Origin of the sequence: Adhaeribacter rhizoryzae (genome assembly GCF_008629685.1) — a bacterium.
GTDB classification, from domain to species: domain Bacteria; phylum Bacteroidota; class Bacteroidia; order Cytophagales; family Hymenobacteraceae; genus Adhaeribacter; species Adhaeribacter rhizoryzae.
Genome location: NZ_VWSF01000001.1, coordinates 104,413 through 128,130, shown reverse-complemented (window position 1 = coordinate 128,130; position 23,718 = coordinate 104,413). Strand labels below are relative to the sequence as shown.

Annotated in this window: 17 protein-coding genes; 1 reads left to right on the top strand and 16 read right to left on the bottom strand. The window is 43.2% G+C overall.

The genetic code is table 11. The annotated features are described in order from the left end of the window. Positions 1 to 375 precede the first annotated feature (375 nt). The 11 genes from F0145_RS00430 to F0145_RS00380 form a co-directional block, all read right to left on the bottom strand. Positions 376 to 1,287 carry a VOC family protein gene (locus F0145_RS00430; RefSeq protein ID WP_150086097.1) on the bottom strand — a complete coding sequence of 304 codons (912 nt, stop codon included), beginning with the start codon at positions 1,285 to 1,287 and terminating at the stop codon, positions 376 to 378. A gap of 100 nt (positions 1,288 to 1,387) precedes the next feature. Further along, the gene (locus F0145_RS00425; RefSeq protein WP_150086096.1) at positions 1,388 to 2,251 is read right to left on the bottom strand and encodes a sugar phosphate isomerase/epimerase family protein; all 864 of its coding nucleotides are present in this window, start codon (positions 2,249 to 2,251) and stop codon (positions 1,388 to 1,390) included. 304 nt (positions 2,252 to 2,555) lie between these two features. Continuing rightward, entirely contained in the window at positions 2,556 to 3,011 is a 456-nt protein-coding gene (locus tag F0145_RS00420) for a cupin domain-containing protein (RefSeq protein ID WP_150086095.1), read from the bottom strand. Positions 3,012 to 3,121: 110 nt separating this feature from the next. Continuing rightward, positions 3,122 to 4,480, bottom strand: a complete 1,359-nt coding sequence (locus tag F0145_RS00415; protein ID WP_150086094.1) for a Gfo/Idh/MocA family oxidoreductase — start codon at positions 4,478 to 4,480, stop codon at positions 3,122 to 3,124. A 63-nt stretch (positions 4,481 to 4,543) separates the two neighbouring features. Then, positions 4,544 to 5,356: a 3-keto-disaccharide hydrolase gene (locus tag F0145_RS00410; protein ID WP_150086093.1), complete on the bottom strand. Its 813-nt coding sequence runs from the start codon at positions 5,354 to 5,356 to the stop codon at positions 4,544 to 4,546. 78 nt (positions 5,357 to 5,434) lie between these two features. Further along, a complete protein-coding gene (locus tag F0145_RS00405) occupies positions 5,435 to 6,943 on the bottom strand; it encodes a RagB/SusD family nutrient uptake outer membrane protein (protein ID WP_150086092.1) in 1,509 nt (502 codons plus the stop codon). Between the two features lie 24 nt (positions 6,944 to 6,967). Next, positions 6,968 to 10,162: a SusC/RagA family TonB-linked outer membrane protein gene (locus F0145_RS00400; protein ID WP_150086091.1), complete on the bottom strand. Its 3,195-nt coding sequence runs from the start codon at positions 10,160 to 10,162 to the stop codon at positions 6,968 to 6,970. A gap of 518 nt (positions 10,163 to 10,680) precedes the next feature. Beyond that, positions 10,681 to 11,766, bottom strand: a complete 1,086-nt coding sequence (locus F0145_RS00395; protein WP_150086090.1) for an ABC transporter permease — start codon at positions 11,764 to 11,766, stop codon at positions 10,681 to 10,683. 1 nt (position 11,767) lies between these two features. Continuing rightward, a complete protein-coding gene (locus F0145_RS00390; RefSeq protein ID WP_150086089.1) occupies positions 11,768 to 13,150 on the bottom strand; it encodes an ABC transporter permease in 1,383 nt (460 codons plus the stop codon). 4 nt (positions 13,151 to 13,154) lie between these two features. Continuing rightward, entirely contained in the window at positions 13,155 to 14,891 is a 1,737-nt protein-coding gene (locus F0145_RS00385; protein WP_150086088.1) for an ABC transporter substrate-binding protein, read from the bottom strand. 102 nt (positions 14,892 to 14,993) lie between these two features. Beyond that, positions 14,994 to 15,179 (bottom strand): hypothetical protein, encoded by a 186-nt coding sequence (locus F0145_RS00380; RefSeq protein WP_150086087.1) that lies wholly within the window; start codon positions 15,177 to 15,179, stop codon positions 14,994 to 14,996. A gap of 357 nt (positions 15,180 to 15,536) precedes the next feature. Here F0145_RS00380 and F0145_RS00375 point away from each other — a divergent pair, with 357 nt between their 5' ends. Continuing rightward, positions 15,537 to 17,027, top strand: a complete 1,491-nt coding sequence (locus F0145_RS00375; protein WP_150086086.1) for a hypothetical protein — start codon at positions 15,537 to 15,539, stop codon at positions 17,025 to 17,027. Positions 17,028 to 17,115: 88 nt separating this feature from the next. On the opposite strand, the gene F0145_RS00370 is transcribed toward F0145_RS00375, so the two are convergent. The 5 genes from F0145_RS00370 to F0145_RS00350 form a co-directional block, all read right to left on the bottom strand. Beyond that, on the bottom strand, positions 17,116 to 18,867 hold the full coding sequence (locus F0145_RS00370; RefSeq protein ID WP_150086085.1) for a S41 family peptidase: 1,752 nt from the start codon (positions 18,865 to 18,867) through the stop codon (positions 17,116 to 17,118). A 255-nt stretch (positions 18,868 to 19,122) separates the two neighbouring features. Beyond that, on the bottom strand, positions 19,123 to 19,737 hold the full coding sequence (locus tag F0145_RS00365; protein ID WP_150086084.1) for a hypothetical protein: 615 nt from the start codon (positions 19,735 to 19,737) through the stop codon (positions 19,123 to 19,125). A gap of 117 nt (positions 19,738 to 19,854) precedes the next feature. Further along, positions 19,855 to 20,313 carry a GNAT family N-acetyltransferase gene (locus F0145_RS00360; protein ID WP_150086083.1) on the bottom strand — a complete coding sequence of 153 codons (459 nt, stop codon included), beginning with the start codon at positions 20,311 to 20,313 and terminating at the stop codon, positions 19,855 to 19,857. Between the two features lie 415 nt (positions 20,314 to 20,728). Continuing rightward, positions 20,729 to 22,711 carry an OmpA family protein gene (locus tag F0145_RS00355; protein ID WP_223815751.1) on the bottom strand — a complete coding sequence of 661 codons (1,983 nt, stop codon included), beginning with the start codon at positions 22,709 to 22,711 and terminating at the stop codon, positions 20,729 to 20,731. Positions 22,712 to 22,741: 30 nt separating this feature from the next. Next, complete coding sequence (locus F0145_RS00350; RefSeq protein WP_150086082.1) at positions 22,742 to 23,689, bottom strand: PorP/SprF family type IX secretion system membrane protein; 948 nt, start codon at positions 23,687 to 23,689, stop codon at positions 22,742 to 22,744. Between the last annotated feature and the right edge of the window lie 29 nt (positions 23,690 to 23,718).

Sequence of the window (23,718 nt, the reverse complement as noted above, 5' to 3'; positions counted from 1 at the left end):
ACAATTAAAAATACAAATAATTTTAACGCAATCGATGCCGGAAGTTTTAAAAAGCTATTTACCTGAATATAATTTTAAAAACGGAAGAATTTTTAACAAACTGTACAGTCTAAACAACTAACAGCCAGACAAAATAAAAGAACAGCCAAAAATTGAATATTTTCTGGATAAACTTAAACTTACCTTTATTTTGGTTTAGGTAATATTGCACTTAAATCAAGCAGATTCTGAATATTGGCGGCAGCCTTACCGCAATGATGCAAAGTAAAAAGTAAGATTAATCCTTAAAATATTGCGGAGAAATATTAGGGATGCATTTATTTACTCGGGATTTACAGTTTTTCGAATCTAAAAAAGAATTTGTAACCGCATGGGCTAACGCATCGGGAAAGGCTCCATTAACTCAATCCGGGTTCCATCCGGGTCGTATAAGTTAAGCTGCCAACGGTTATTGCGGCCAATCCGGGGAGATTCTAGTTTATAAGGTTGAGGGCCATTGGTTCTGGTGCGTAGTACATCCAAAGCTTTTTGCATACTGGGTACCTGCAGCGCTACGTGGTGCAACACGCCTAATTGCTGCCGGCTTATGGGGCCCGTAACCAGCATATATTCGAAGTAATCGGTGCCATCGGGTACCCGCATGTTAATCCAATTAATAACAGTATCGGGCCGCCCACCGCGCCAGATTTCCGAGAAGCCCAGTAAATTCAGGTAAAAGGCATCCATCTTTTTAACATCCGCAACAGTAATGCCCACGTGCAGAATTCTGTCCGAAATACCAGCTGTCTGCTGGGCTTTATGAGACGGCTTAGAATTGTTTTTGCGGGAATATTGGATAAATTTAATCAGGTGTTTTTCCGGATCTGCTACCGTAAACGATAAGCTACCAGCCGGCTCTTGTGTTAGTTTTTCGGGCACCCTTACACCTTTGCCCGAAAGGAAACGCCGCATTCCTTCGGCATCGGAAACTTCGAGGGCTATCTCCAGCAATCGTTCATCCTGCCCGTCTGGCAAACCCGATACTATTTTAATTTGCTGCCGGTTGTTTACTTTAAAAATTACCTGCTCCGGCAAATTATTCTTTTGGCGAACCCGAACAGCTTTATAACCCAGTAATCCTTCGTAAAAATTAATACTTTTTGAAAATTCTTTTACGCTAAAAGTTACCTGACTAATACCCAATATAGCCGGTTTTTCATTGTTTTGGGCCAGAACCGGGGCTGTCCAATTAATGCTTAACCTTAAAAAAATAAAATAAAATATTACCCAAAACCGCTTTTTTCTCATGTGGCTTATACAACCTTTTTAAAAGCTAAAGCAACCGCAAAAAATAATAAATCTGCCGGATAGCTTTCCAAAACACGCGAAAACTATCCGGCAGGGAAAATTATTCTTTTAATGATTTTAAATAAGTCATGGTTTGGGGCACCTGCACACTTTTCTGCGAACTTTCGTCTTCGATGTAATAATGCTGCACACCGGCTTTTTTAGCTGCTTTTAATACGGCCGGAATATTTATTTGTCCGGTACCCAAAGCCACATCGTTCTCGACAGGTGTTTGCCCAGTAAAATCGCCTTTTACGCCTTTGCGTAAATCTTTCAGGTGCATCAGTTTAAAGCGTTTAGGATATTTATTCAGCAATTGGGCTGGATCCTGGCCCGGATGAAAAGCCCACAAAATATCCAGCTCGAAAGACACGTAGTTGGGATTGGTATTCTGCACGATGTAATCGAAATAAGTGCCTTTGCCGTAGGGCTGAAACTCGTAACCGTGGTTGTGGTAGCAAAAGGTTAAGCCGTGTTGTTCTTTTAATATTTTGCCGGCTTTGTTAAAATCGGCTACAGCTTTCTGGGCATCTTCGAGTTTAAAAGGTGCTTTGTGCGGAATCCAGGCCACCCGTACGAAAGACGCTCCTAATATTTTTGCTTTCCGGGCTACTTCATCGGTTTTATTCACCAGTTCTTCGTAGCCAACGCCCAAAGAAGAGCATTTAATATTGCGCTCATCCAGTAATTTCCGCAGCTCTTCCGGTGTTTTGCCAAATAAATTCGAAAATTCCATATCGGTAACGCCAAGCGCTTTAATGGTATCGAGGGTTGCCGCCACGTCTTTGGCAAAACTCTGGCGGTGGGTATACGATACCAAACCAGGCGTTTGCGGAAACAGCGGTTTACCTTTTTGGGCAGAAGCACTCTCCAGGCCTAAAAACAGCAGGGTAACAAAACTTAGTAGAAAATAAATTTTAGACATAAATATTTTGAAGATTATACAAACAACTCTGACTTGAACGAAGACTCGTAATATTAAAAAAGCTATTTGGTATTTAAACTAAAACCAAGTAATAGTTGCCCTTGCTGTGTGTTTTCACCAGCAAGCAGTTAGCTAAGGAATATTTTAGCATTATTTACATTTGCTCGCGCCAACTTTTAACTAGTGTCTATTAGTAGGGCCAACTCAAGTAGCTTAATAACACCAGCAATGGCGACCAACTTTGCTTTTTGATCCAAATATTAAACAGCTTCTAAGTAAATTTTTAATAATTATAACCGCTACTTTAATTTTTAGCTTTCTTTTTTAACATCCCCGGCGAATGCCAGCTAAAAACATGATAGGTAGCCGGCACATTGCCTACGTTTTTAATACTGTGCATTTGGTTAGAGGCCTGAAAAATAACCGAGCCCGGTCCTACCCGCTTCATCTGCCCATTAACCAACGATTCCACCATTCCTTCTTTTATAATCAATATTTCTTCTTCCGGATGTTGGTGCGGCGGATGAGATGATTCGCCGGGTTTTAGCGTGGTTACGTGGCATTCTAACTCATCCAGGGTAGCGGTTGGTGCCCGGAAAAATCGTCGGGAAGAACCTGTCGGGGTTTCTTTTGCTTCTATCTGGTTCCAGTCGAAGATAGAGGAAGACATGATATTGCCCTGCGAATACGTAACCGCCACGGTTGCTAACGTAGCGCTCATGGTAAATAAAGCTATGCCAATATCTCTCCGGGTTATCATAACCAATTATTTAAAGTTTTTTGAATTATGCAGGTACAAATATTGGCTTGCCCCAAGCTAGCTTACCAGTTTGGCAAACTAAAACGGGGCAAGCCATAAAATATTAAAAATTAAGCAATTTTAGGCTCCCAGCCTTTTTCGTACTCCCGGCTCCATAATTTCTCGGCTTCTTTATCGCCGATAATATGGCCATTCTTGGGATCGATTTTTAAGTCGCGGCCTACCCGCCAGGCAATGTTCCCTAGCTGCATGGCCACGGTACTCTTATGACCCAGTTCCACATCGCAGTTCGGCCGGCGGTTGTTTTTAATGGCATCCAGGAAATCGGCTACGTGCAGGCTGTCCATGCCCAGGCTCGGGCTGGCGGTATTACGGCCTTCTAGACTGGCCGTTTCGTTTGCTTTAACATCCTGTAAAAGTTTTCCTTCCTGGTCGTAAACCCGGTAACCATCATGACCGGTATCCAGGCTGCCTTTTTCGCCATAAAAAATAATGCCCCGGTCCTGACCTTCTATCTTCCGGCCGTTAGAACTCCGGCTTTCCCACATCAGCGATATCCGCCCGGGGTAATCAATGGTTACAATCTGGGTATCCGGGGTTTCCCAATCGTCTTTAAACTGGTAGCGACCTCCCACTGAGCTCACCCGAATAGGATAATCTACGCCTAATCCCCAACGCGCTATATCTACTTCATGGGTACCATTATTAAGGGCTTCGCCGGTTCCATAATGCCAGAACCAATGCCAATCGTAATGAATCAAGCCTTCTTTATAAGCTTGGCGGGGCGCAGGTCCTTGCCATAATTCATAATCGAGCCAGGAAGGTACCGTACCCGGCTTCAGATTAGTGGCCTTGCGGTTGTTGGTGTACCAGGTTTTAGCCATATACACCCGGCCAATAATACCTTCGTGCAACTTCTTAATTCCTTGCGTTAAGATAGGTGCGGAGCGGCGTTGGGCGCCCATTTGTACCACCTTATTATACTTGCGGGCAGCGGCAATGGCCAACTCACCTTCCCGGGGGTTATGGCTCAGCGGTTTTTCCACGTACACGTGTTTGCCGGCCTGGCAACCCATAATAGTTAAAGGCGAATGCCAGTGATCGGGCGTGGCAATATAAATAGCATCAATAGATTTATCGGCCAAAACCTTGCGGCAATCTTTTTCAGATTTAGGAGTAGTCTTCGCCTTGGCATCCATAATACTTTTAATGGCTTTGGGAATAGCTCTTTGGTCCACATCGCATACGGTACCTACTTCCGCATTTTTCTGTTGCGCAATGGTGCGCCCCATACTATTGCCCCGGCTATTAACCCCAATGGTGGCAATACGCACCAATTCATTGGCGCCAATAATGCGGTTATAACTCTTGGCACTAAAGCCAAAGGTGCTACTCAGGGCTAAGCCAACCGTTCCTAAACCGGCTTTCTTCATAAAATCCCGGCGAGAATTATTTTGTTCGTTATTCATGCTACTGTTAATTAAGTTGGTAACGCTTTATTTTTTTGATGGTGGAATATTTTGTTTTTGCTTCTAAATATTTTCCAGGTTCCGGATTTTGATGTTGCGGTAATGTACGGTATCGCCGTGGCCCTGCAATAAAATATGGCCTTTAGGCATTTCGCCGAAGCCTTGTAAGTCTTTGTATTTACTGGCCGCTACCAGTTTCCGGAACTCGTCGCTGCCGCGCTCAAACTCCAAAACCTTGCTGCCGTTTAACCAGTGTTCCACGTGGTTGCCTTTAACCACAATCTTAACCTGGTTCCATTGTTCTACCGGATTGGCTTTTTTATTTTTAGCCGGAATTAAATCGTACAAAGACGCTAAAGTACGGTTGCCGTTCACGCCTAATTTGGCATCGGCGTGGTTGGCATCATCAATTATCTGGTATTCCAGGCCCAGGTAGTTGTTTTTCTGGTTCGGAAAATTATTTACCACAAAATATTTAATGCCACTGTTGGCGCCTTTCGGGATTTTAAACTCCAGGGCTAATTCAAAATTGCCGTATTGTTCTTTCGTGATAATATCGCCGCCGCTGGCATGGCTATCGCCGGAAGCACCTAATACCGTTAGAATACCGTTTTCTACCACCCAGCCTTTTTCCGGAAAGCCATTGCCTTTGGTCCCGATCCAGGCATTCGTAGACTTACCGTCGAAGAGTAACTTCCAGCCATTACTTTTTTCTTTTGCCGTTAAAGTATTAATACCAGTGGCCTCTTTTCCGGTGGTTGCCTTTTGTCCGAAAGCAATATTTGGGTTATTTAACAATAGCCCTAACAGCAGCAATAAGGCACCAAAAGAATAAAGGCTATTTACCAATTTAAAAGCTAAATTTTTATGATTCATATTTTCTGTTTTATAAAAAAATAAAGTAGTGGCCTTCCTGTAAATTTTTAGGTGTTACAGGAAGGTACACTGGGTTGGTTAATAACCGGGGTTTTGATTTATTTTCTCGGGGTTAGACTGAATTACCTGTAACGGAATCGGGAAAAACAGCATATTATCTTTCCAGGCCGCCGGGTCGAAACCGTTTTGTTCTTTTTGTTCAGCCGACAAGACCGCTTTGGCGCGTTCGGTCCGGACTAAATCAAACCAGCGGTGATTCTCGAAAGCCAGTTCTACGCGGCGCTCTTTTTCAATGGCCAATAAAAACTCGGCATCAGAACTAAAGGGCGCATAATCCGGCAGAATATTGGCGCTACCGCCGATGCTGTTGCGGGCCCGCTCCCGGATTTTATTCAGATACATAAGCGCTACGTCTTGTTGTTTGCCTTGGCGCACCAAAGCTTCGGCGTATAATAAGTAAATATCGGCCAGTCGCAGTTCTATCCAGTTGTTGTCGTTATCGGAACCGCTGAAAGAAACGTCGTAATATTTTTTAACATATTTCTCGTTTACGGTCTGGCCGCCCGGTACCGCCACGTAGCCATCGCTCATCGAAATAGATTTACGCGGGTCGCCGGGTTCATAAGCTTTCGACATATCGGGGGTTGGGGCGTTAAAGCCGCTCTTATCGCCAACCTGCACCACTTCCCGATTAGAGAAACGCGGGGCAAAATCATTATTCCAGGGGCTGCCGGTACTGGTACCACCTTTTTTGTATTGAATTTCGAACAGCGATTCGGAGCTGTTTTTCTTTGTAACATCGAACAAAGCTTTGTAATCGGGTACCAGCGAATATTGCGGCATGTTAATTACTTCCAAAGCCTTTGCTTCGGCCAGGGCGTAATAGGGCGCACCTTTTTTAAGCGGATAACCGGCCATGGTCATGTAAACTTTGGCCAGTAAACCTTTGGCACCGCCCACGGTAACCCGGCCTTTGTCTACGGCGGCATAACTGGCCGGCAAATTGGCTTCGGCAAACTTCAAGTCCTCAACAATAAAATTGTAGATTTCTTCGGTAGAAGACCGCCCAATGGTATAAGCTTCCTGCACGCTTAGTTGATGGTCTACTTTGGGTACATCGCCGTACACCCGCACCAGCCAGAAATATACCAGCGCCCGGATAAACCTGGCTTCGGCTTTGTATTGCTCTTTTAGCTTGTTGTCGGTAAACGTAACGGCCTCAATCTTATCCAGCACAATATTGCTTCGCAGAATGGTGTTGTAGCTATCGTTCCAAACGTTAGTTACATAGGTATTATCCGACAACAGCGGGTCGCCGAAGTTATCGATGGAAGTCATGTCTTTGGAGTTGCCGGGCACCCACGAGAAGGTAGTATTATCGGATCGGATCTCACTGACATAAATAAAGTTTTGGTTGTACAACGAACGTAAGGAAGCGTAAGGCGACAATACCGCCTGGTTCATGTCTTTTTCGGTCTTGTAAAAAATGCCCGCATTCATATCCGAAATGGGCTGCAGATCAATAAAATCTTCTTTACAAGAAAAAGTAAAAAGACTTATTAAACCTAATAAATATATTTTCTTCATTTTCTTAAACCTGATGCTAAAAAATTAAAAACTTACATTTAAGCCTGCAATAAAGGAGCGGGCAGCCGGGTATCCCAGGTAATCGCCGCCGCGCGATAAGCCGGAGCCTTCGCTGCTGGTCTCAGGATCGTAGCCAGGATATTTGGTGAAGGTGTACAGGTTCTGGCCAGTTACGTACAGGCGTAAACCTTTCATGCGGATGCGCTGCAGCAAAGCGTTATCGAAGTTATAACCCAGCGTAAGGTTGCGGATGCGCAGGTAAGAACCATTTTCTACCCAGTAGCTGGATGGCTCTTTTTGTAAACCTTTGGGGTCGCGGTTGGCACGTAAAATATCCCCGCTGCCCACTTCGGTTTCAGAACGCCACCGGTCGTTTAATTTAGCCCGGCCGTTGCGGTCGCCGTGGTAAATGCCCACCATCCGGTTAAAGAAGCTGAATATTTTAGCGCCTTGCGAACCGGTTAACTGCACATTAAAATCGAAGTTCTTAAAAGAAAAATCGTTGTTAAAGCCATAGATAAATTTTGGCTGATTATTACCCAGGAAAGTTTTATCGGCAGCCGTAATGGAACCGTCTCCGTTTACATCTATGTATCTGGGGTCACCTGGGCGATCGTTGGGTAAGTGCGGTGCGGCATCTAGCTCGGCCTGGTTTTTAAATACGCCATCGTATTTGTAGCCGTAAAAGGTAGCAACCGGTTGCCCAATGGTGGTAATAAAGGTATTAGCAGCGTTAGCAGCACCGGCGTAAATCGGCCGCGCATCTGGACCCAGGGCCAACACTTTGTTGCGGTTAAAGGAAATATTAAAATCCGTAGACCACTTAAAGTCACCGGTTAGGTTGCGGGTACGCAGCAAATATTCCATTCCTTTATTTTCCACTTGGCCAATATTCTGGAGCTGCGAAGCATAACCGGTAAGCGTTGGCACCGGTACATTCAGTAATAAATCTACGGAAGTACTGTTGTAGAAATCAGCTTCTAAGCGGATGCGGTCGTTCAGGAGGCCAAAATCAAAGCCCAGGTTCCATTGCCGGGTTTTTTCCCAGCCTAAATCGGGGTTCGGGTAGTTAATAGGATTTACCGTGTTAACCAAGGCATTATTTAGTACATAATAACCGGTGCCGGTTCGGGCAATGGCATCGTAATTACCAATGCGGTTATTACCCACCAAACCCCAACTGGCCCGCAGTTTCAGGTCACTGATTTGGCTAACATCGCTCAGGAAACTTTCGCTGTTAACGCGCCAACCTACCGACACAGAAGGGAACGTACCCCACTTGTTATTGGCACCAAACCTGGAAGAACCATCGGTACGGAAATTAGCTGTTAATAAATATTTGCTGTCGTAGGCATAGTTAATCCGGCCCAGGTAAGAAATCATGGAATTCTGGTACTCGGTATTGCTACCGCCCACAATTTGTCCGGCGTTTATGGTGCGTACCACATCGTTCGGGAAATTCTGGGCATTTACGCGGGCGTACTCGCCGTAAACTTTTTGGGTGGTGTAACCAACCAAGGCATTAAAACTGTGTTTTTCGCCGAAGTTCCTGTTGTAAGTTAAAGTTTGCTCAATCAGCCAGTCGCGGTCGAGCCAGGTTTCGTTGCGGGCATCAGCGGTTTTGGGCGCGCGGGAGCCATCGGTATCTACAAAAGAAGGCCGGTAATATTTCAGGCGGCGGTTGTCCAGCGTACCATTCAGGCTTATTTTATAGTTCAGCCCTTCTATAATTTGGTACTGCGCGTAAGTAGAGGCAATAATACCGTTCTTGTTCGTGAAGTTAGTTACATTTTCGGCAATCCCCAGCGGGTTGGCTACGTCGCCGGCCCAGATTTCGGGGTTACGCACCTGCGAACCGTAGGTACCATCGGCATTGCGCACTGGGTAAATGGGTGGCAAGTAAATGGCATAAGAAAGCGGACTGTCTTTACCGTTATCCAGGTTATTGCTTTCGGAGAAATACCCGGCAATATTTAACCCAATTTCCAGCTTTTTGCTAATATTAGAAGTTACGCTGGTTCTTAAGTTATAGCGTTTGTAATCGCTGTGAATTTCAATACCATCCTGGTCGGTGTAACCGCCCGAAACCGAATAACGGGTATTTTCGCTACCGCCCATAATCGACAATTCATGCCGTTGCATCATGGCGTTGCGCAACATTACATCCTGCCAGTCGGTGTCTACAAAGTTATTGGGATCGTTAAAACTTTCCGGAATAACATAGAAGCTGGAGTTAGAATATTTCTGCCGCATCGAGTTGGGATCGTTGATGGTATGGGCAGGGTCGCCGGCCATAGGCGCGCGGTCGAGCCAGGCTTGGTTGTGGCCGTCTTTGAAAAACTGGAGATATTCCTCCCGGTTCATCATGTCCATTTTCTTGGCTACTTGCTGCATACCAAAATAGGTATTAAAAGCAATGGTAGGCGCACCTTTTTGGCCTTTCTTAGTCGTAATAATTACTACCCCGTTAGAGCCCCGCGAACCGTAAATAGCGGTAGAAGAAGCATCTTTTAATACCTGAATGCTTTCAATATCCGAAGGGTTAATCAGGGAGAAGGCGCTGCTTTCCATGGGGTAGCCATCTATCACATACAACGGCGACATACCCGCGGTAATAGAACCCGTACCTCTTACCCGGATGCTTAAGCCTTCGCCGCCCGGCGCACCACTGGTTTGCTGCACCTGTACCCCGGCCATTTGCCCCACCAAAGCCTCGCCGTAAGATACTGCTGCCTTGTTTTTAAATTTTTCCGCTGACACAGTAGCTACTGCTCCGGTTAAATCTGCTTTTTTCTGGGTACCGTAACCTACTACCACTACTTCCTGCAGGGCTTTGGCATCTTCGGCCATGGTAACGTTAACTGCCCCCGGACCGGAGAAGGTTTTTTCGGTGGTGGCAAAACCAATAAAAGAAAATACCAGCGTACCGCCTTGTTCGGGTACACTAATGGCGTAAGTACCATCTACGCCAGTGGTAGCGCCAATGGTAGTGCCTTTTAGTAAAACCGTAACGCCCGGCAAGGCCTCGCCTTTGGCTGAACTTACTTTGCCGGTAACAGACCAATTAGCTGGCTTACCGAGGTTAAACGTAGAAGCGGTAAAAGCGGCCGTTGCCAAGCTGCTGCGGGCAGCAGGGCCGGCAAAAGCGCCTTCGGAAAAACAACACACCAAAAGCAAGATACAAACCTTGCGCGGTCTAAATCGGGTAAAGTTTTTCATACAGTCTGATAAAAATTAAGGGTGGATAATTATTTGTGGTGGATAATATTTCGGATTTATTCGTCTTGTTAGCTCCAGTTATTTAACCAAGCTCTTGCTTTACCTATAATTATTACTTTCATCCTACTTCAGCAGTGCTCCTGGTGATGTAAATAGATTTAACAATCCTGCTCTTTGTTAAAATCTTGTTTGAATATTTTTCAAAAAAAGCAATATTTTCACTTATACTTTATAAAAAAGAAATTTTCTACAGAGATAAGCTTAGTTAATTACAACTTAAAATACAAACAATTTTAATTAATAATTTATTTAGAAGCTCCGAGATCGTTACCGATAACGTTACCGAAAAATATTAGGAAAAAGCTATAAAACTTCGAAAGATAAGGCGAAAGTGATCGGGCTATAAATTTGCCATAAGAATTTAATTTACAGGCAAATAAATCGGGCACCCTAACAAAAAACAAGCATTGCGAAATCCGCAATAAAATACCTATTTTACAATTAAATATGTAATAGACTTATTTTGGCTGCAAGTACCGGATTATATAATTATTTACATTCTGCAGGGCCAGCACTACCAAAATAATACTTAACCCGGGAAATAATAATAACCACCAGGCGCCGGTATTTGCCCGAAAGCCATTGATAGCTTGCCCCCAACTGGGAGTTTCGGGCGGCAGCCCGTAGCCCAAAAAAGAAAGCGTTGATTCGAGGGCAATCAGGTTACAAATACCAAAAGTTACAGCTACCAGAATCGGTACTAATATATTGGGCAGAGCGTGCCTGGTTAGCACACGGGCCGGCGAGAAACCCAGGGCTACAGCCGCTTCCACGTAAGGCAAACTTTTTTGTTTTAACATTTCGGCCCGCGTTAAACGCGCAATACTCGGCCAAAAAGTAAGCATTCCTAATAATATTACTTTATCTACGGCGGGCGGGAAAAAAGCGGCCAAACACAACACCAATAACAACCGGGGCACGGCTCCTAAAAGCTCAATTATTTTTAACAAGAAGAAATCGAAGGGCACTGGAAATTCAGGTCTGAAAAAAGGTAGCTTTAACAACAGAAAACCCAAAACTTTCTGTAACAGATAGCTGATAATAGCAAACAGCGCAATTTTAAAAAAAACGTTGCCCATAATACCAGCCTCAGCAGGAAAGCTGAATGCCGTATTGAAAGCGCAAAAAAGGAAAAATAATACCGCAATAATGCCCGCCAGCCATTTACCTAAAGGCCACCTGATACCGGTATCGCCAAAGTAGCCGGCCATCATGCCTAAACTTACACCTATTAAGGTAGCAAGCGCCATAGCCGGTAAGCTTATCAGAAAAGCCGTGCGGGCACCGTAAATTAAAACAGTTAATAAATCTCGCCCCTGGTTATCGGTGCCCAGCCAGTGAAAGGGTGTGCCAGATTTATATAATTGCCATTGAAAAGGCTCCTGGTATATGGGTTGGCCCATTGTGGAGTCGGGCGCAAAACCCAAAGGCAGCCAATTAGCAAACAAAGCCAGCAATAATATTAGCAAAAGATACGCCAGGCTCAGGCGGTTTAACCATGGCTTTTGCTTATTCGTGCTTTGCTTTACAACCGGGTTGTTCATGTTAAGCCGGCTTTAAACGCGTTCGCGGATCAGCAATAAAATAAAGTAAATCGGCTAAAACGTGGGCAAAAGCCTGAATAAGGGCAATCAGTAAAACCAAGCCAATAATAACCGGGTAATCTCGACTTAACACCGAGGACACCAGCAACTGACCAGTACCGGGTATGGCAAAGATATATTCTATTACCAAGGCGCCTGCAATAATAGCCGGCAAACTGCCCGTAAATAGGGTAATTAAAGGCAGTAAGGTATTCCGGAAAGCATGTTGTTGCAGCACTTGCTTTTCGGGTAAACCTTTGGCGCGGGCTGTGGTTACGTACTGGTGGTTTAATACTTGCTGCAACACCTGATATAACTGGGTGGTAATATACGGCAGACTAGTTATGAGCAAGCACAAGGCCGGCAATAAAAGGTGGTGCAAACGGGTTAATGTTAAAGCAAAGAACCCGGTAGTTGCTTCGTCTTCTTCTCCCAAACCAAAAGTCGGAAACAAATCTAAAAACTGCGGCCCGGCCAGATAAGTAAACAGCAACTGCGCAATAATAAACAAAGGCGTACTGTCGAGCACATACAAAGCATTTAGTACTGGCTGCTGCCCAAAACGCCACCGGCTTAAAGCCAATGCCAATTGTATACTCACCGCAAAAGTTAAAAACAGACTGCCGATTAACAACAGCAAGGTGTTTCCCAATGCCTCGCCAATAACGGTGCGCACCGGCTCTTTACTTCTATAAGAAAACCCCAGGTCGCCGGTAATTACCCGAAGCAGCCAGGTGTGGTATTGGTTTTGAGAGCCGTGCCACTTAAAACGGGGTAAATATAAATTTAAAAGTAGCGCCTGTTGCTGCATCTGGTCAAAGCGCTTTTGCAGCTCGGTTATGGCACCACCGTAACTAATTTTAAAAGGCTGTAATTCTTGTAATATATGGCTTATTACAACGGGGTCTGGTGTTTGCAATAATACCTGAACCTGCCCGGCCAAAACACCAGTAGTGCTATCTGTTTTCTCGCGTGTGCGGGTTTGTAATTGTTGCAGGCTTTGGTAATAACCCGCTACAGCAGGCCAGTTACCATTATAATTCAGGAGTTGTTGCAGCAAAATTTGGTGCTTTTCCGGAAAAACCCGGTTAAGCGTGTCGGGTTGCGCCCGATTACGTACCGAAAAATAGAAAAACGGTTTATCCTGGCCGCTTTCTGCCAGTTCTTTTAAGTAGCTGCTACGATTGCGCTTTAAGCTAACCCCACCTACCGCCGATTGCTCTGCTTCCGCCATTAAATCGGCGTACTGCCCCGGAATAATCCGGCTCAATAAAAAAACCAACGACCCAATCAGCCAAACAGTAGGTACAATTAGCAGTAGCCTTTTTAAGAAGTACCCCAGCATGTTGCTACTGGGCTTTTAAAGTAAAGGCGCTAATATCGTAACCAGGTTTCAGGCCCGATATTTTAAGGTTGGCAAAACGGTTATTTATTGCAATGCGCTCATTACTAACATAAAGAAATATTAAATTGCTTTGCTCGTGCAGTATTTCCTGGAGCTGGCTCAAATATTGGGCTTTTGCTTGTAAATCCGGGGTGCAGTTTATCTGGTCTATCAGGCGATCGCTTTCGGCGGTACCAAAGTTTGTAAAATTGGCGCCGCCTTCCGCGGCATTCTCGGTGTGTAATAATTCCTTAAAATTATAAACAAACGGGTTGCCCATTAAATACCGGATAAATACTTCGAACTGATGGGCTTTTAAGTTATTGTTAAGCAATACGCCTTCTATGGGCTGAATAGAAACAGGTATTTGTATTTTGGCAGCGGCTTCCTGAAAATACAGCGCAATTCTTTCAAATTCAGAGTTGCCGGCTTTATAGTTTAAGGTAATGGTTAAGGGCTGCCACTGGCCACCAATCATTTTTTGCCAGCTATTATCTTTTTTAACCCAGCCTGCTTCCTGCAATAATTTAGCTGCTTTTTCCAGGTTATAGGTGTAAGGTGTAAGGGTGGCATTGTAATAGCGTTTGTCGGTTGGCGTTATTGGCCCCACGGTTCGGGTAGCAAACCCATTCATAGTGCCTTTAATAATTTCGTCAACGTTTAGCAAGTACGCTAAAGCTTGCCGGGTGCGGGCCTCCTTAAATTTAGTTAATCGGCTATTTATTCCTAAATAGGTAATGTCATACGATTCCGGCGCATATAAATCAAAGTTTTCTTTAAAGTTCTGGTCGGTGCGTAACTGCTGGTAAGTGTAAACCGGTATGCCCGTATACACATCAATATCTTGCTTCATTAGCGCCTGCAAGGCAGTGGCGTTGTCCGGAATAATGCGGTAAGTTATTTTTTCGGGGTGAGCGGTAATATGTGGCGTATCAATTAAATTTTCGCCCCACCAGTTTTGCTTTTTAGTTAACCGTACATATTGTCCGGTTTTCCAGGCGTCCAGTAAATAACCGCCGCTTCCCTGCACAAATTCTTTATCCCGGCTAAATTTATCGGTATCAAACCAAGCGGCAAACTCCTTAATTTTAGGGTGCTCGCTTAAAGCCTCGGCTTGCCGGGTTAATTGGGGTAATGTAAATTCGGCTAACAGCCCTTTGGGATCTACGAGGTACGCCGGCAAAATGGCAAAATCACCCGTCATTAAATCCATTTCGGGTGTGTATTTTTCGCAAATTAGGTTAAAAGCCAGAGGATTAGCCGTATCTGCTACAACATCTTTTATAAAATGAAACCGGGCAGCTTGCCGATCATTATCTATTAACGGGCACCGGTACAGTTTTAAAGTAAAAGCAACATCGGCGGCGGTTATGGGCTGGTTATTGGGCCATCGGGCTTCTGGCCGCAGCTTAAAACTAAAAACCGTTATACTGTCTTGCTTCTGCACAAGGGGCAGTTGGGCAGCCAGTACCGGTTTAAGTTCTTTTGTCTCTGGATCTGGAGTTAATAAACTCTGGTAAACCAGGTTAATTATTTCGAGCGCGGTCGCATTGTTATAATTAACCGGATTTAAGTTTTCCGGGTCTTGGGTTGCTCTTACCCTAACGGCATGATCCTGCCGGGCCGGCGACTGTCGGCAAGCATAAAAAAACGAAGAAAAAAATAAAGTAAAGATTAAAAATGTAAAAGTTATCCTTCTCATCTAAAACTTAGTTCTTGTGTTTTTCAAACACACTAAGATAATAGGCACAAAATAAATTTAAGGTTAATCTTTACTTTATTTATATTTTATTTATTCTTACAATTAGTTCTTATCGTCCCAGCCGCCGCTGCCAATACCTAAATCGGTAGTGCCGGAGCTAGCTGCTTTGTTTGTAGTGATAGTAGTTGCGTTCTTACCAGAAGCAGCTTTATCTTCAACAACAGGTTTATTTACGCCACCTTGTAATAAAGAAAGCTGTAACAAAAGGGAAAAAAGTAATTCTAACATGGCTGTATTATTTTAAGTGTTTGGTTTCTGTTTTGATGGAACAAATATCAGTATTTCTGGATGGCAAACAAAGGACAATGTGCCCAAAAAAGTAACAACAACTTTTTAAACCTAATTTTTAATTAAAAAGACTTAAAATGCTTAATTAAAGCATAAACCAATTTTTAAACTTTCATGTTTGGTTTAAAATACCTTTATTTGTAACAAATTTATTAAAAATTAATTTATTAAAATATTCTATTTTTACTGTTGCATTTATCACTTTTAGGTATTAAGGGTATTATCCTATTTTACTAAAGCATTATTGTGTATATTGCAATTTAAATTTATTAAGATTAAAAATTTATTTATTTCAAGATGGAAGACTTGCGCAAACTCGTGCAAATTGTAACAAACAGAGGTCAGAAGACACACCCTCTGCTCGAAACAAAAAGCAAATACCTGGCTAAAGAGACCGATTTATTTTTAAGAATAAAAAAAGGTCAGTTATTAACCGATGAGGATGCAGCGGCTGCCCTGTACAAATGCAAGCCCAACGACCCCCGGCTTAAAATGCTTAAGTCACGATTGCGCAAAAAACTGCTAAATCACCTGTTTTTCCTCGATTTTTCGGATAGCCGCCTGAAAGTATCGGTCCGTTACGAGCAAGAATGCTTAAGCCTGTTGCACCAGGGCAGAACTCTGATGAACGAAGGCGAACACAAGATATCGGCTAAGCTACTGCAGCATGCCCTTAAGCTGGCCACCGAAGCAGAGTTTACTTCTATTATAATATCTTGCCTGGAACTGCTACTGATTAATTATTCGCTTACGGTAAAATCTAATCTTTATTACAAAACCAAGAAAACCCTGGAGCATTACCGGAAGTTGGCAGCCTTTGAGCACGAAGCAGAAGATTTGTATTATACAGCTAAACTAGAACAAAACAAATCTGTACTAGCCAAACGCGGCTTCTTGCCTAAGTTACAAAAATCGTTAGAACGATTAAAAGAACTTTGGGAAGCCACACAATCGGCCAATATTTTTGAATATTTTTATATTTTGGACATTACCAAGCAAGAGCTTTACGGCAATTTCGAGGAAATATTAAAAATTACCACCACTTCCGAAAAGCTGTTACAAAAAGGTAAAATTAACCAAAAACGCTTCGATATCCGGTACAATATTTTTATTACAGTGTACGCTTATTTACGGGTAAAAGATTACCCAAGCGGGCTAGCCTTTGCCGAAGCGAATATGAACGCTTTTAACCGCTCTACCAATAACTGGTTTGCCTTTATGGAGAACTATATGCTGCTGGCCATGCACGCCGGTAAGTACGATTTAGCCGTTAAAATATTCGAAGACGTATCGGAGAATTCGTTCTTTAAGAAAATCAGAGAAAATGCCCAGGAACGCTGGACCCTTTACCGCAGTTACCTGTACTTTGTAAATCCAACGAAAAACCTGTTACGGCCTTCTTCCTTCAAACAAATTATTTCTTCTATTCCGGAGTACAGCAAAGACAAGCAAGGCTTTAACGTGGCTATAATGGTACTCCAGTTTTTGTATCACGTGCGGGCCAAAGACACCGATGTATTGGGTTACCTCATAGAAAGTTTAAAGAAATATGCCGGCCGCCATTTGCGCGAAAACTTTAGTAAAAGAAGCCTTTACTTCTTTAAGTTGCTGGTAGTAGTAGTAAATGCCAACCTCGATTACCAGGAAGCCCTGAAGAAAGGAAAAACCTATTACGAACGCTTGCAAGATACCCCCGAACCCGGCGATGCCTTTGCCGAAATTGAAATAATTCCGTACGAGCAACTTTGGCAGATACTGCTGAATATTCTGCAGGAATTAGAAGAGTAGCCGCTATGTATTTATTATGTACAAAAAGCGTTCTGGCTTATTTATTTTAAAAATAAGCCAGAACGCTTTTGTATTTATTTAGCAAGGTTTAATTATCGATATTCTCTGTTTCGGCGGCAAGCGTTGATTTCACAAAAGCAAGCGATTTGGGTTTACCAATAATTTTGTAAGTGCCGTCGCCTTTTAAAATATTAACGTACAGCTTTTTATTATTTAATACGCGTAGAGCTTCTTTCATATCAGCATCGTTTCTGAAAGAATTTTCTACTTTACCACTTTGGAAATAATAACGCGATACAATCTCGGCTTCCAACACTTCTTTTATTTCTTCTTTATAGCGGCTTAAATCGTCTTTTTTGTTGCCTTGCAGGCGGCTTTCCAGGGCATCGAACTCTTTTTTAATATTTTCAAAGTTCTTCTCTTTCAGGGCCTGGGCTTTAAGTTCCTGCAAATATTTTTCGCTTCTGGTGGTATAGCTGTAATCCTGGTCGGCTAAAAATTTTAAAAATTGCTCGTATTCGGCATCGGTCATCTTGTATTCGCGGGCAGCGGCCAGTACCGGGTGCGTGTTGCGGTATTGCGTGGCAAAATCGAAGTGCAGCATTTTACTAATTAAAGTATTGGTAATATTACTGTACCGGATTTCGGGGGTAGTTACATCAGGAAAAATGCCGCTGCCATCATACACCAGGCGACCATGCCGGGTTTTAAATTCGTGTTTCAGCGAGTCGGAAATTTGGGTTACGCTGCCATCGGTGTTGCGGTGCGAATAATCCATGGCCTGAATGCAGCGTCCGCTGGGGGTGTAATATTTAGCTACCGTAACTTTTAACAAAGAATTATACGGCAAACTAATGGTTTGCTGCACCAGTCCTTTGCCAAATGTGCGCTGCCCAATAATGGTACCCCTGTCTAAATCCTGAATAGCACCCGAAACAATTTCGGAAGCCGAGGCCGAACCTTTATCGACCAACACAACCAACGGAATTTTAGCATCTACCGGGTGAAAAACTGCTTTATACGTTACATCGCGGTCGGTTACGCGACCTTTTTGGGTTACAATAGGTAAACCTTTTTCTACAAACAAGTTTACAATATTTACCGATTCCTGCACAATGCCGCCGCCATTACCGCGTAAATCAAGCACCAGCCCTTTTATGCGGTGTTTAGATTTAAGCGTTACCATTGCATCGCGTACTTCCTGGGCAGCATTTTCTAAAAACTTATCTAGCTTAATATAACCGGTACTATCGTTTATCAGGCCATAATAAGGCACATTTTTAAAGGTAATAATTTCCCGTACCAGGGTTTTCTCCAAGGGTTTACTCTCGCCATCGCGCTTCACTACAACCGTTAAGCTGGTTCCTTTCTGGCCTTTGAGCAAATCGGTGGTGCCGTTGCTGGTTTTACCAATTACAGATACGCCGTTAATAGATAATATTTCGTCGCCAGCCCGCAGATCTGCTTTTTGCGCCGAAAAACCTTCGTAGGGTTCCGAAATAATTACTTTACCTGCCTTGTTGTTAAAAACCGAAGCCCCAATACCGGCGTATTGCTTGCTAACATAGTTCATCTTAAAATCTTCCAGCTCCGATTCCGGAATATATTCGGTATAAGGGTCCAGGGAACTTAGCATGGCGCCAATACCTTCCTGCATTAAGATGGCGGGGTTTACTTCATCTACATAATGATTATTTAGCTGGCGGTAAAGCGAGGCAAAAGTATCGAGGTGCCTGGCAATTTCGAAATACCGGTCGGCAAAGCCAGAAGATACCACTAAGACCGAAAGCAGCGTTAAAGAAAGAAGATAAGGCTTAAGCGGGGTAATAATTCTTTTCATAAGCAAAAACTACTGGCTAGCAAAAAATACGAAGTAACTAATATATAAATTTATCTTAATTAAATATTAATGCCGTTACCGTTTTATAAGTACCACATTTATATATTGTAAAATTAATATATTATATATAAACTATAAAGCTATTTAGTATATTTATTTTTATATAATTAATACTAAAGTTTATAGGCTCAATTTTGAGGTATTTTTAACCCGGAAAAAATGAAATTATTCCTTAGTTAGGCCCTACGCTTCTAATTAGGTTAATCCATTTTCGGTAAAAAGCCACTCTAACACTTCCCGCAGTACTTCTGTGTTCCAATATTCTAAAAAATACAGGTTTAGCCACAACCTGCTATCTTTTTTACTATTAATCACCAGGCGGTCGTATTTTACTTCGTAAAATAAATCGTTCCACGTAATAAGCTCAGCATTAACCGAAAAGGCACTTTTTTGTTGCAACTTTATGCCACTCCTGCTTACAGTACACGGACCAACCACAAACGAATTATTCGCTTTTAAACAATTAATGGCATCATCGGTAAGTCGCTCCCCTATCCGGAGCCAAATGCCATTAACCAGCTTTTCGTATAAATTAACTAAATAATTATTTCGGATACCCCAATAACTGTGCAAAACCAGGTTAAATTCCTGCCCGGCTGTTTTGAGGCTTAAGTGGTACCGGTTCCCCAGCGGAAACATACCAAACTGTACGCTATTTACGCCAAATTTAATTTGGGTAATATCGGCTAGCTTAATTTGGGTATTATTTAAGATAAAGTAGTTGGCATTTAAAATTAGGGTATGGTTTCTTTCGCCGAAAGAATTTAACCTTACTTTTTCGTGGAGTTCTGCTGAAACAAATGTTTCCAAACGTTAATAATTTTTACCGGTTGGGCTGGTGTACCTGGTATTTGCCAATTAATTACGGGCGAATGCTTTTAAAGATAAACCCTTATTCGTAAAAATAATAAATCACAAGTACTACTTTTAACCCAGGTTCATAGCTTTCCGGAAACATACACTACTGGCAACGTGTGCATATTGGCCGTAATTCGGAATTATTTGGTAGCCGCTCTTGCTATACAACCCAATGGCTTCGGGCTGGGCTTGGCCGGTTTCTAATATTACTTCTTTAAAGTTTAACTCCGCCGCCCAGTTTTCCAGTTCCTTTAAAATATTGCCGGCAATGCCTTGTTTGCGGTATTCGGGCCGCACGTACATTCTTTTAATTTCTCCTACTTCTTCTGTATAAGCTTTTACAGCCCCGCAACCAACGGGCACTCCATCAAAATAAGCGACAACTACGTGCCGGATAGCAGCTATTTTATTAAACTGCGCAAAAAAGGTATGGTCTTCCCCGTCCCGGATTCTTAGATCGGCATCCAGCAAATTAACCAGTTGTATAAAATCCGGGTTGGTAGAATCTGTTCTGTGTAGCGTTAGCATTTAATTAGCTTGTGTGTAATACTAAGTAGTAAATATTGCCCTCCATGAAATAAAACTTTATTGTTGTCATCCTGAAGAATTCGGAGAATTTCAGAAGGATCTTTTAGTTAGAAGATCAAGTAGGCAAAATACCCTTTATCTGTAGTTGCCTGTAAGAACATCTAAACAAAAGATTTTTCCAAAATGACCAAGCGCGTATTTATGGAAGAAAATTAATATTATTAAGTGTAATTAAGGTTTATATTTTACTAAATTAAAAAAATAGCTTTCCCGGTAAAAAGGCAACCGGAAAAGCTATTTTTTTAATCTGACCAGAAAAGTTTGTTCAGGCGTCAGGACTGCGAGGCAACGGATTTTTAATATTTAGAAGCATTTTATTAAATACTCAGTTTAGTACTGGAAAATAAGGTAGCCTTTAGTTTGCTTTTAATATTTTAAACTCGGTCCGGCGGTTCAGTTGGTGGTCGGCTTCGGAACAGTTTACGTTATCGGCGCATTTGTTCAGCAACTTGGTTTCGCCGTAGCCTTTGGCAATAATCCGGTCAGAAGCTATTCCTTTCGAAATAATATAATTTACGGCGGCATCGGCCCGCATTTGCGACAACAAATTATTATACGAGTGGGTTTGGCGGCTATCGGTGTGCGAGCTTAACTCAATTTTAATTTTAGGGTTATCTTGCAGGGTACGCACCAGTTTATCTAATTCTATTGCGGCATCGGGCCGGATATCGTATTTATCTAAATCGTAGTAAATATTCTCGATAATAATGGGTTTGTTCAGGGTATTGCGGTTAAGCACCATGCCCATTTTAATCATATCTAACGTAGACTGGCAATTGGGCGCTACCGTAACCGAACGGGTTAAATAACCGGGCTTGCTGCCCTTAACTATGTATTGTACACCGTCCAGAATCGGGAAAGAAAATATACCGTTGGCGTCGGAGAAAGATTTTAAAGCGGTAGTATCCCCTTCTTTAAATAATTGCAGCAATACGTTTTCTACTGGCGCTTCGCGAAATACACCGGGTTTTACCTGAATTTTTTCGATGGCTTTACCGGCCAGGTTACAAGCTACCCGCACCAGTTTAAAAGCGTATAAATCATCAGATCCGTCGGGGGTTTCGCGGTTAGAACTCAGGTAACCGGCTTCGTTGGTTTTATCAACCAAAATACCAAAATCGTCTTGCGGCGAGTTCAGCGGCGCTCTTAAATTCCGGACTTTACCCCAGGTGCTGCCCGAGCCTTCGGCGGCGTAAATATCTAAACCGCCCATGCCGTTGTGGCCTTCCGACGAAAAGTAGAAAATACTGTCCGGACCAAAAGTGGGAAACATTTCTTTGCCGGCGGTATTAATATCGGTTCCTAAATTTTCGGGTTTGCCCCAGGTGCCATCGGCTTGTTTCTGCGACACATAAATATCGGTTTCGCCTTGCCCGCCGGGCATATCCGAAGCAAAATACATGTAATTACCGTCCGGCGACAAAGCCGGGTGGCCCACCGAATATTCGGCTACTTTGTTATAAGGGAAAGCTTTGGGTTCGGTCCATTTATCTTCTTTTTTCTCCGAAATAAATATTTCCAAGCGGTTAATATATTCGCTGCCACCCTGGAATTTAACCCAGCTAAAGGGGTCTGTGTTCGCCTTTTTGGTTTTCTTTTTTACTTTGTTGATGCGGGTAAAAAATATTGTTGCCTGATCGGGCGAGAAAACGGCCGAACCATTCTGGAATTTATTGTTGATGGGTTCGGGCAATAATTCGGGTGCTTGCCAGGTGCTGTCGCTGCCTTTGGCGTAAAAAAGTTTAAAATCCGGTTTGCCGGTCCAGCCCGATAATTCGGCGTTCTTTTCGGAATTTGGCCGGTTAGAAGTAAATACCAATCCATCCTGGTAATAGGTAGGGCTAAAATCGGTGTTTTCGGAATTAAGCGCGGTTACTTTTTTTAATTTGTAGGATAGCGGCTTGGCCAGCCATTCCTGCGCCCGGGTACAAGCAGCCGCCAGGTTTTCGGCCATAGCAGCTTCGGCCGGCACGGCCTGGCCATAGGCACTGTAAGATTGCTGAGCTTTGGCATAATTGCCGTTTTTGCGGGCCGCTTCGGCATAATTCCAAATATCCTTAGGAGTATGGCCGGTAAAACCAATTACCTGGGCATACCAGAATTCAGTTTCTTTGGAATTATTCATAAGCCGGTAGCATTCAGCAATTTTCTGGCTTACTTCCAGCGTAGGCTGATGATGCTCCAATATTTTTTTGTAGGCTTCTACCGCCTTGGCATAATGGAATTGCTGGTACAGGGCATTGGCTGCTTTTAGCTCCTTTTTCTGCGCCAATACGGGCGTAAATACCCCCATCAGCAACGAGCATAAAATTACAGCAAAAGTATAACGGCGTATCATATAGAACTAAATACTATTAAAATATTGGCCTTAGAAATACCGAACAGTTAGGGTACGGGCCTCTTCTTTCTTGAAAAAATAAAAGCCAATTGATACTTCGTGGGTGGCGTAACTTTTTAAGCTGGTAAGGGTAATATCGTGTGAGTACCCAATTTTTATTTTCGGGGTGAAATAAATTTCGGTCATGCCCATCCAGGCGTTACGCATGCTCAAATCCTGATTTTCGGGGTTTGGCTTGCTTAAATATTTAACCCCCATGCGGTAACCGCCACCCAGCCAAATCCGGTCGCCGATCAGGAAAAAGCTATTCAAATCCAGGTTGGCGGTACTTTTTAAATCGTCTTTGAGCAAAACACTAGGCTTAAACTTAATCATATCGCTTAAGTCAAAAACATAGCCGGTGGTAATAAAATAATGGCGCGTGGGCGTAGCTACAAAGTCGTTTTTAAAACCAACCAAGTTAGAAGCCGATAAACCCAGGTAAAAGCGTTCGGTGTTAAAAAATACACCGGCTTTCGCGTCGGGCAACATCGATCTTTCGTAACTGGTCGGGATAGCGCTGTCAAAACCCGGATCGGTGGGGTGCAATTGGGTACCATCAATATAATATTCCGAAGCGCCGCCCGCTAAACCTAAAGCCAAGCGGGCACTTTCGCCGAGCCGTACCCGGAACGCTGTGCTGAAGTAAAAGCTTTTCTGCCCCTGCGCGCCAATCTGGTCGTTCATTACGTGTAAACCCAAGCCTATTTTTTCTCTGGCTACGGCGGCATCCAAACTCAGGGTTTGGGTAGTGGGCGCCCCTTCCAAGCCAACCCACTGGGTACGGTAAATACCGTTAATATTTACAATGCCTTTGCTGCCGGCATAAGCCGGATTTATAACCAGCCCGTTAAAAATATACTGGCTGTACTGCGGGTTTTGCTGGGCCGAGGCCCCGTAACCCAAGAGTAATAACCAGAAGAGTAAAAGTTTTTTCATATCCTGCTGCTTTTTATCTTTCTTAAGAC